The following is an 11,145-nucleotide window of genomic DNA, read 5'->3' on the forward strand; positions in this document are numbered from 1 at the left end:
TATTAAGGAAGAATAATCTTATTCTCTATCCCCTATCTTAGTATTATTAACCAAATCAATAATCTTCCTATAAACGAAGCATTCATGTCTATTTTAAAAGTATTTATAACCACAGGTATTCTCACTGCATTCGTATTTAACTCATCAATAGCACAAGACATTGAACGATGGGACAAACAAGTAAATGAAAAAGAAAATCCTAACGCCAAGTGGTTTAAAGAAGCAAAATTTGGCATGTTTATTCACTGGGGTCTATATTCAAAACTTGGAGGCGTATGGAATGGCAAGGATTATTACGGTAGTGGCGAATGGCTAATGCATCAGGCCAAAGTTCCTGCTGCAGATTATGCAAAAGTTGCCAAAGAATTTAATCCCGTAAAATTTAATGCAGATGAATGGGCCGACCTTGCAAAGGATGCTGGCATTAAGTATATGGTAATTACCGCTAAACATCATGAAGGTTTTGCAATGTACGATTCAAAAGTAAGCGATTTCAATATCGTAAAGGCATCTCCTTATGGGAAAGACCCTATGAAAGCGCTTTCAAACGCCACAAGAAAAAGGGGTATACAATTTGGCTTTTACTATTCCCAGTTCCTGGATTGGCACGAACCAAATGGTGGTGGTAACAAATGGGACTTTGATGAAACAAAAAAGGACTATCTAAAATATTATAAAGAAAAGTCAATTCCGCAGCTAAAGGAATTGCTTACCAATTATGGTGATCTGGGTATTGTTTGGTTTGATATGCCAGGCGGTCTGGATAAAAAACAAACTCAGGAACTGGTAGACAGCATGCATGCCCTACAGCCTAAGAGCCTGTTTAGCAGCAGGGTTGGACAAGGACTGGGAGATTATCGCACCTTTGGTGATTCTGAAGTTCCTGCAACGCCAATTAAGGGTGCCTGGGAATCCATATACACGCATAACGATTCATGGGGATATATTAGTCATGATATGAACTTTAAATCTCCAAAAGAAATCATCCAGCTCCTTGCAACCGTAGCTTCTAAAGGTGGTAACCTTATGCTAAACGTAGGACCTGACGGAGAGGGTAACATCCCTCCTTATTCAGTGAAATATTTAAGAGAAACCGGTAAATGGCTCCAGGCAAATGGCGAAAGTATTTATGGAACAACCTACGGATTAATCCCTGCCCAACCCTGGGGTGTTACCACATCTGCACCGGGCAAACTATACCTTCATGTACTAAATAACCCTGGAAACGGAAAAATCAGGATACCAGGCGTAAACGTAGCAGTAAATAAAGTGTATCAGCTTGCAAACAAACAACCGGTTAAATGGATAAAACAAGGCAGCGATATTATTGTAGACATGCCTAAATCCTTAAACGAACACAACACGGTGCTTGCTGTTCAGTTCAGTGGCAATCTTAACGATGGTTATGCGGCCTCAATACCACAGGTTTCATTACAGTATGAGTTCAATACAATAGATGCAGTAAATGCTGAGGTTAAGGGAAATGCAGAAATAAAATCGCTTACTTACAGCCATTATTTTGGCGACTGGAAACACACCACCTGCGTAACAAACATGAGCAGCCCTGGGGATGAAGCTTCTTTTAAGTTTTCGGTAGCAGAACCGGGCGATTATAAAATATTATTGGAATATTCATGCCCTGAAGCAAGCAGTAAACAAGAAGGTCTGATGAGCTTTAACAACACAACCTATAAGTTTCTAACATTAAGAACATCGGAGTTTAGTGCAGGCAAACCATTGTTATTTATTAAACACCCCGTTGCCATCGTTTCTGTTGATAAACCTGGTATTTACACCATAAAATTAACTCCAGACACTGATGGAAAAGCTTTATTTAGTTTAAAGTCTATTATTCTGCAACCGGTATTGTAAAAACATTACTTCCCAACTATATCTTGGTAAAGAAATTCAGAAACTCCTGTTTTTTTGTCCGGCTTAGGTTGATGACAGTGTTATTAGTCATAACTACTTCCCCTCCTTCGCCTCTGATATAGTGTTTTATATAATCGAGGTTAATGATAAAGGATTTATGTGCCCTAAAAAACGAATGATCGCCCAGGGCCTCTTCAAATGACGAAAGCGTTTTACTGACTAAATGAACCTGCCCGTCGTTCATCATAATGTTCGTATAACAACTGGTAGCTTCCAGGTATAATATTTCTTTTATCTTGATAAAATGAAGTCCCTTACTACTGGATAAAGCCAACGTATCCATGATTCTGGTTTGTGTAAAGTGCTTGGCCATTTGAAACTGTTTCTTAGAAGCAGCAGTTTCGTTGTTTAAAAACCTGTCTACAGCATCTTTCAGTTCCGTTTTATCAATTGGCTTTAATAAATAATCCAATGCATTTAACCTCAATGCAGCAATTGCATACTGATCATATGCGGTAGTAAAAATTGTCTGAAAGTTAAACTCATCAAATTGTTCCAGAACATCCAAACCACTCATTACAGGCATTTCTATGTCCATAAAAACAATATCCGGATGGCTTTCTTCAATAATTAATTTAGCCTCAGTACTTTTCTGACAAGTAGCAACCACCTCAATTTCCTTACAGCACTGGTTAAGCAAGTGCTGTAGTGTTATTATACCATGCTTCTCATCGTCAACGATAATAGCTCTGATTGCGTTCATATCTAGATAATTTTAGGTCTATAACTTTTAGTCCTTGCCAATAAATTTAATTCATTAATTCGTAAAACACGAAAACCAATTAGTAAACGGTAAGTTTTAACTATCAAATGGTTATCTCTTGGAAAAATTCTTTTACAAGTTTAATAAATCATGTTAAGATAAATATGAACAGCAGTACCTATTGCCTGGTTGTGTTTATTATACAGGTCCTCAATTACAATCTGGCTATCGCTGCTCAATAGCTTCAACCTGCTCGATGTAATATCAACCCCATAAGATTTATGTTTAAACTGGCTTGGCATAAAAGATCCGGCTGCAACACGACCAATGCCATTGTCTTTTATTGTGATATGTAATATGTTCTCATCACTTTTTTCTATCAATACTTCCAAAAGCCCCATCCCCTCTTTATTTCTTAACCCATGCCAAATGGCATTCTCGGCAAAGGGTTGCAAAATAAGCGGAGGAACTTTTAAAGATTCCGGATGGATATCCTTGCTGAACTTAATAATATATTCAAAACAATGTTCCAGTCGAACTGCTTCCAGATTCAGGTAAAGCTTCAGCGTATCAAGCTCCTTATCCAAAGAAATAGCGGTGTGTTTAGAATTATCCAATATATTTCTCATCAGCTTAGAGAAAGTGGTAATATATTCACTCGCCTCTTCAGTTTTGTGTTCAATAACAAAGCTATTAATAGAGTTAAGTGTATTAAACATAAAGTGCGGATTCATTTGCGATCTAAGGGCCTGCATCTCCGCATCTTTGAGCTTCCGTCTATACTGCTCTTCTATCTTATGCTGATGAAATAAATACCTGTAAACATAAACTATACCCAATATAATAAGCCCAAACATCAGAAATAAAAACCATTGCGTTTTATAAAATGGGGCGGGTAAATATACTTTTACCAATAATCCTTTTGATTGCCAGTTCTCCATGTTGTCCCCGGCCTCAATTAATAAACTATAGTCTCCGGGAGCAAGATGTCTTAAAGACAATTCAGCCTTATTACCTAAGTAATTCCATTTGGTCTCATCTTTAAATTTATAGCGGTATATTATTTTTCGCTTGTCAATATAAGTAAGTGACGAGAAAAGCAATTCCAGTTCTGTTTCTCCTTTTTTTAGCTCAATATTAGGGTTATTTGTATTAATGGTTTTGCCATTTATCTTAATGCCGCACAGTTCCAGTTTGTTTACCAGTTGGGATCTTACAATTTTACTTACGTCAATAAACGATAAACCGTACTCAACCCCAACAACAAGATTCCCATTTTTCAGTTTTCTAAATCCGTAAATCAAATCGTCGCCTGGTAATCCATCTATTTGCGATATTCTGATTACTTTATCGGTATTTTTATTGTAAACATTTAATCCTTCCTCTGTCGCAAACCAAATATTTCCATTATGGTCTTCTGTAATCCCTTCAACCCTATCATTTGCTACATCATAGGTTTTAGTGTTCAACAACTTTTTTATCTCTCCATTAGCATTAAGCAGGTTCCAACCGCCATATCCTGAAACAAGTACATTATTATTCGCTGCCGGGGCAATCCGGTTATAATAATCGCCAGAAAACATCGAATGATTGGCATTTGCTTTAAACTTACTTACTTCAGTAAAAGCCTTTTGCGATTCATTATAGATGGTAATCCCGAAATCTTTAGGCATCCAGCCGATCAACCAGATCTTACCGTCATTGTGAACATATATATCATTCCACAAATTGTCAGACCAAAACTGTTTATCATTCATCACCAATCCCTCCTCTTTTTCAAGAGAAGGCCATTTGTAAACCTGAACAGGCTGTCCGGCAGGCAATATCCAAAGTTGTTTATTTTTATAAAGAATGCATTTTCTTATTGCCCCATTTAAGGGTATTGGCAGCTTTTTAATCTTTTCGTTATCAACAAGGAAAACACCAACATTTGTACTTACAAAAAGCTGATTGCCATTAAGCTGTAAACTCTCACATTTAGCGTTCTCATCTGGTAGTGGGAGTTTGCGCCAGACTGATGCCTTGCTATAAATCCATATTAAGTTATCCCTGCCACAGGTGTAGATATCGCCATTCGGCATTTCAGCAATATCCACCAACATATTCCCCGGTTTTTGGAAATCAGCGGGCAGCATCTCATTATTTATCGAAGCATAGCGATTAAACAGTTTCACCAACCCCTTATTTGTGGCTATCCAAATAACTTTCGTTTCGTTATTTACAATAACTTCATTAATGATCTGTCCTTGTGTTTTATAAAGTAGCTTAGGTGTTAAATCGGTATCGCTTAACAGATATACGAACTGATCAGAATACAATAACGTCTGGTTAAGCCCATCAAAAACTATTTTGCCTAATCCAATAATCCGGTCATTGCCGGGCAAAGAAGGGAATTGTTTTATCTCCTGTGTAATCAGATTATACTTGGCAAGCAATCCGGTAGTTGTCCCGAAAAGAACTTCTTCTTTATTGATTCGCAATGCGGAAATATAGTTTAAGCTCCTTAGTTTAGCATCAGGATGAATACTAAGCTTATCTGTACTCTTTTGCCAAACATATAGTCCACGATTTGTAAACACCCAGATTTCGCCTTTTTGTATTTCTAAAAAAACGATATTCCTCTTTATCTTATCAGCATTTTTATCAGTAAAGAACACTTTACCCCTGGAACCGTTAGCATTATAATATTTAATGTTGTTAAAATCACTGCACCATATTCTATCCTCCGAATCAACAAAAATATTCTCAAAATGATCATTATTTGGATCAGTATCATGATACTTATTGGACACAATCACCTTTGGCTTGTCATAAAAGTTCTTTAACAAGCACAGGCCATTATAAACATCGTGGTAATAAATAACATCGTTTTTAACTAAAAGCGAGGTAATATTGGTAAGGGCTGCTGGATGCTCTAAAAAACGATAACCATCATATTGCGATAAGCCTCTTCTGGTTGCCAGATACAGATAACCGTTTTTACTTAAACTGAGCTGTCTCACATAATCAGAGGGCAGTCCCTCATCAAATCTGATAATCTCATCCTTTAAATGACTTTGCGTCTTGCCATAAAAAGGCAAAATACAAAGCCACAATAAAATGTAATTAACAGATGCTTTAATGCCCATTGTGTATTAAACTTATCAATTTGCAGCGTAATTTGCAAATGATTAGTCTACAACAATAAAGTCATCGTCTCTATTTTGCCACCGGAGGTTTCACTTCGGTTGTATCTTTTTCAAGAGTAGGCACAACGTAGCCACCAAAATCCAGGGTCACTTTAGGAAATACCTTTTTAAGCTTTACCTCATCATCTTTAGTAATCCCTGTTTGGTATAAGTAAATACTATTTAATTCTTTTAAACCTTTTAATTGCTCTACTCCGGCAGCAGTAACTTTAGTACCAACAAGATTTACATATTGCAGATGACTTACACCTTTAATCAACGCTATTCCTTTATCAGTAATTGCAGTTCTGCTTAAATTAAGACGGATCAGATTATCGAGTTTAGCAACTGCCTGAATCCCTTTATCATCTAAAGCGGTGTTGGCAAAATTAAGCCAAACCAATTGTTTGTTTAACGGCTCTAAAAGCTTTAACACATCAGCATTTGCCTTTGCAGTAACAAAACTGGCAGATAAATAATTACTGGTACTTAGTACAGGAATAACCACTACACCTGCCTGTTTAAGCTTTTCAATAGCCGCAGCATCTGCCTTTCCAATTTCTTTTTCAGGAATATCAGCTAACTTATTTTCTTTTTTAGCTGCTCCGGTCTGGAAACTTAGCAGAAGTGCTTTTTCTTTCTCTGATTGTTTAAAATCCTGCACCTTTTTGTTAAAGTCTGCTCCTTGTTTTACCCACCACTGCAGCAATTCAATCTCTTCGGCAGTAAGCTGTGGTTTTTCTTTTGGAGGCATATGATCCTCATTAGAAGGCGGCAAAAGCAATCTTTTGATCAACTCACTTTCCTCAGCACTTCCCGGAACCAATGTTTTACCGTCTTCGCCTCCTTTTAATATAAAATCCTTTCCGTCGAGCCTCAGTTTTCCTTTCTGTTTTTCTGCACCATGACAATTATAGCATCTGTTTTGCAGCAGGGGCTGAATCATATGGGTATATGCCATTGCCTGTTGTACATTTGCGATTGGCGGTATAGCGGCCTTTCCTTTCCCATCATCTTTTAACGCAGAGCTGATATAATCAGATCCATGAGTAAGTGAACCCCCATAATGCCCGGTAATGGTTATCAGAACGATTAAAATTATGGCTACCAGGTTTAATACGCCTTCTTTAGCCTGCTTTTTATACATCGTATAAACAAGCAGCGAAATAACCGACACGCTAATGCCTAGCCACTGATGGATGCCAACCATATTGCTATCGTAATCTCCACTTTGCGACAACAAATAACCGCTTACTGAAGAAAAAACAGCACCCAGTCCTCCAAGTAAATAAATAAAGGGCACTGCTGGCTTTAGCGCAGAAAACTTGGTATTAATAGTTAACAGTTGAAAAAGGCATCCCAGCAACAAAATACCTATTGGTAAGTGAACAAGAATAGGATGAAACCGGCCGATAAGGTCGGGAATGGATAATAATGTCATCTCTTACAACTGATAACGCTTACGCAGCAGGTTCATCATATAAACATTTATCGCCCATTGGTCGGCCACTGGCTGTCGGGTGTAGGGCAAGGTCTGTAAGTAATCAGGTGGACCAAATTCTGTTAAAATGGTCATCCTTTCGCCTTTCAATTTCTTACGTTCTATAACCTTATCCCACCATGCAAGATGTGCTTTTATAGCACCATCCCATTCTGGTGCGCGCGGATCGTTAACCTGTGCTCCTTGCGGATGGCCAACTCTGGAATGAATATGACTTACCCTTTCCAATGCAATATCAATAGTTGCTTTCTGATCTGCCAGCAAACTTTCATGTACCACACACCAGTGCGATATATCCAGAGTTAACCGCAAATCAGGATTTTTCTCAATAAAGTTTCTTGCTATAGGTGCGCAGAAAAGCATTCGCCCACGATGTGTTTCATGATAAATCGGAACACCGGTTTCTTTACTCTTTTTGGTTGTATAATCTATAAATAGCTTGTTCTCCTCATAGGTAAAATAATCTTTACCAGAATGACAGTTCACATAAACAGGCTTTTGAAAACTATTCCCTGTTGCTGCATCCAGATTTTTCTTAAAGGCATTTAAATGTACTGCTGGCTCACTCTGGCTGCCACCGCATAAAAAACCCACCTGTAAACCATGTTTCTTTAGTGCGGTAAATAAATTCTCCTGCGCTTTGGCATCATCTCCAGGCCACCAAACCTCAATCCCCTCATAGCCTTCTTTTTTTGCTAAAGCGCAAAACTCATCGGTAGTACCAGGGAAACCCCAATCGGTAGCCATAAATAACAATTCATAGCCTGCCTTTGCTTTAACGTAAGGAATTTCCTGAGCAGCTATTTCGCCTAGCGGAATCAATAATCCGGCAGCTGTTGCCGTTGCAGTAGTTTTTAAAAAATGTCGTCTGTTTTGGTGCATTTATAATTGCGGTAAAAGTTCTTTAAGTAAATTAATTAAGCAATAACATCATGAATAACCTTGCCGGCGACATCCGTCAGTCGGAACGGGCGACCCTGAAAAGGATAAGTAAATTTCTCATGATCAAAACCCAGTTGATTCAGTATGGTGGCTTGAATATCAAAGGCATCCACCTTACCACTTATGCCGCTGTATCCGATCTCATCAGTTTCTCCATGGGTAAAACCTTTTTTAATGCCGCCTCCGGCCATCCAAATGGTAAAGGCATCCGTATGATGGTCTCTTCCATTATACGGGTTCTGAACCCCGTTACGGTTCTCCATCATTGGCGTACGACCAAACTCACCACCCCAAACAACCAGGGTTTCTTCAAGTAAGCCACGCTGTTTCAAATCCAGAAGTAATGCTGTAATCGGTTTATCAATACTGCGGCATTTATTCTTCAGTCCTATATTTAAGGAATTGTTAGGTCCATCACCATGCGCATCCCAGCCCCAATCAAATAACTGTACATACCTTACCCCTTTTTCAACTAATTTACGGGCAAGCAGAACGTTATTTGCAAAGCAAGATTTGCCTGGTTGTGTTCCATACATTTCATGTATGTATTCAGGCTCATCATTAATATTCATCACCTCTGGTGCAGAAATCTGCATCCGGTAAGCCATCTCATATTGCGATATACGCGATAATATCTCAGGATCATTGTAAGCCGCATACTCTTGTTCGTTAGATGCATTAATCGCATCTATAGAAGCCTTGCGCAAATCACGGCTCATTCCATGAGGGTCTTTGATAAATAATACCGGGTCTCCCTCACTTCTGCATTGTACCCCCTGATATACAGAAGGCAGGAATCCACTGCCCCATATGCTCTTACCGGCATCAGGAAAACTTCCGCCACTGGTAAGTACCACAAAGCCCGGAAGGTTCTGATTTTCGGTACCCAATCCGTAAGTAGCCCAGCTGCCCATACTTGGCCTGCCTAAACGAGGGCTCCCTGTATGGATTAACAACTGCGCGGGCGCATGGTTAAACTGATCTGTCGAAACTGCCTTTAAAAAACTAACGTCATCTACCATTGTAGAAAAATGCGGAAGGTTATCGCTAACCCATGCCCGGCTTTGGCCATGCTGTGCAAACTTTGCCTGCGGGCCAAGCATTTTAGGCACTCCGGTAATAAAAGCGAACTTCTTACCTGCCAGCAAAGATTGCGGACAATCCTGTCCGTCCATCTTCATCAGCTCCGGTTTATAGTCAAATAATTCCAGCTGAGAAGGTGCACCTGCCATATGCAGGTAAATTACACTCTTAGCCTTACCTAAAAAAGGTGGTGCCTTTGGTAACAAAGGATGCACCGGATCATACAAAATATCATTATTGGTTTTACCTCCCAAACCACAGCTGCCCAACAAGGCTCCCATAGCCACGGCACCAAGTCCCATTGCACTTTCTTTAAGGAAATGCCTGCGTGTAAAAGCCCTGAGTTCAGTTTCCTGAGCTTCTTTTACCAGGCGATGTGCGTTCAATTCATCTCTTGTCATTACAATTAGTTTTTTGTTACCGCTTCGTCCAAATTCAACATTGCATTTGCCACAACCACCAGAGCGGCTGTTTCCGGATACTTATCCGTTTGCTGGCCTCCAAGAATTTGCTTTGCTTTATCGGGGTGTACTTTATAGTCATTCAATGCCGTTAGATAAAGGTTATCTAACACCTTAAGTTTAGCACCTGATATAGGCTTATACATCATCCACTCATATCCTTTAGCAATTTGACTTTTTATTTCTTTCCCACCCTCCTTCTTCATTCTTAAAGCAAAATATTTAGCCATATCTATATATGCCGAGTCGTTAAGTGTAACCAATGCCTGCAAAGGTGTATTGGTTCTGATCCTCCGCGGACTACAAACTACTCTTTGCGCTCCATCAAAAGCAATCATAGATGGGTATGGCGAGCTTCTTTTCCAATAAGTATAAATTGCTCTTCTAAATTGGTCTTCACCTGTAGCATTATTCCAGGTAGCTCCATTGTATGGCGAATTCCAAATACCATTTGGCTGCCAAGGCATTACACCCGGACCATACATCTTAGCACTTAATATTCCACTCACAGAAAGGTGCTGATCTCTGATCTGCTCTGCAGTCAGTCTCATTCTCGATCCACGTGCATAATACTTATTAAACAGATCTTTCTTTTTCGTATCCTCAGTAACTTTCGAATCTTGTCTGTATGTTGCACTCATCACCATTTCCTTAATCAACCGCTTCATACTCCATTTGTAATCATTCATGAGTTGCCACGACAAATGATCCAGCAGTTCTTTATGAGTCGGGTTCATTCCTTGTGTGCCCATATCCTCCAATGTTTCTACAATACCTGTCCCAAACAGCTGCTCCCACAAGCGGTTGGCCATAGTTCTTGACAGCAAGGGGTTCCTTTTATCCGTAAGCCACATGGCAAGCCCTTGTCTGTTTTGAGGTGCATTAGCCGGCATGGCGTAGGCTAAAGATTTAGGAACGCCGGCATGTACTTCTGCTCCAGGTGTAATCCATGCTCCTCGCTTAAACACAAATGTTTTGCGGGATCTGTCCGACGGATTTTCAACCATAATAGGTATCGTTTGTACGTTGGCATTCAACAGCGTCCAGAATGTCGCTTTGTTTTCTTCATATCCCGGCTTACCCTTCCCAGGAAACTGTGGTGAGAAACGGAACCAATCAAAGTATACAATAACTTCGTCCCTATTAGTTGCTGTTGGATTAGTATAAGTCAGGTAAACATCATGCACACCGGTCTGAGCTTTAAAATCAACAGCCAGATTTCGGTAACCGGGGCCTTCAGGAACTTTCCATGAGGCAATTACCGGCCCGCCAGGCTTATCTAACCTTAACTGCATACTTCCACCCGGCTTACCAGATGAATATCTATAAATCAGCTGATCAACCTTGTTTAGGTTC

The 11,145-nt window shown here is 39.5% G+C and carries 7 protein-coding genes; 1 reads left to right on the forward strand and 6 read right to left on the reverse strand.

The window, feature by feature from the left end; translation table 11 throughout:
• The first annotated feature begins 84 nt into the window (after positions 1-84).
• On the forward strand, positions 85-1,872 hold the full coding sequence (locus AC1DDX_RS05835; RefSeq protein WP_337715694.1) for an alpha-L-fucosidase: 1,788 nt from the start codon (positions 85-87) through the stop codon (positions 1,870-1,872).
• A gap of 16 nt (positions 1,873-1,888) precedes the next feature.
• Here the strand turns inward: AC1DDX_RS05835 and AC1DDX_RS05840 are convergent, their stop codons facing one another.
• The 6 genes from AC1DDX_RS05840 to AC1DDX_RS05865 all read right to left on the reverse strand — a co-directional run.
• The gene (locus AC1DDX_RS05840; RefSeq protein WP_172660773.1) at positions 1,889-2,635 is read right to left on the reverse strand and encodes a LytR/AlgR family response regulator transcription factor; all 747 of its coding nucleotides are present in this window, start codon (positions 2,633-2,635) and stop codon (positions 1,889-1,891) included.
• Between the two features lie 140 nt (positions 2,636-2,775).
• On the reverse strand, positions 2,776-5,763 hold the full coding sequence (locus tag AC1DDX_RS05845) for a sensor histidine kinase (RefSeq protein ID WP_337715696.1): 2,988 nt from the start codon (positions 5,761-5,763) through the stop codon (positions 2,776-2,778).
• Between the two features lie 70 nt (positions 5,764-5,833).
• Positions 5,834-7,243 (reverse strand): c-type cytochrome domain-containing protein, encoded by a 1,410-nt coding sequence (locus tag AC1DDX_RS05850; protein WP_337715698.1) that lies wholly within the window; start codon positions 7,241-7,243, stop codon positions 5,834-5,836.
• A gap of 3 nt (positions 7,244-7,246) precedes the next feature.
• Positions 7,247-8,185, reverse strand: coding sequence for a sugar phosphate isomerase/epimerase family protein (locus tag AC1DDX_RS05855; protein WP_337715700.1), 939 nt, complete (start codon positions 8,183-8,185; stop codon positions 7,247-7,249).
• Between the two features lie 35 nt (positions 8,186-8,220).
• Positions 8,221-9,729, reverse strand: a complete 1,509-nt coding sequence (locus AC1DDX_RS05860; protein WP_288883806.1) for a DUF1501 domain-containing protein — start codon at positions 9,727-9,729, stop codon at positions 8,221-8,223.
• Positions 9,730-9,734: 5 nt separating this feature from the next.
• A partial coding sequence (locus AC1DDX_RS05865; RefSeq protein ID WP_477621858.1) for a DUF1553 domain-containing protein occupies positions 9,735-11,145 on the reverse strand: 1,411 nt, incomplete at its 5' end.

The sequence above is a fragment of the Pedobacter sp. 10L46_2 genome (assembly GCF_056395165.1).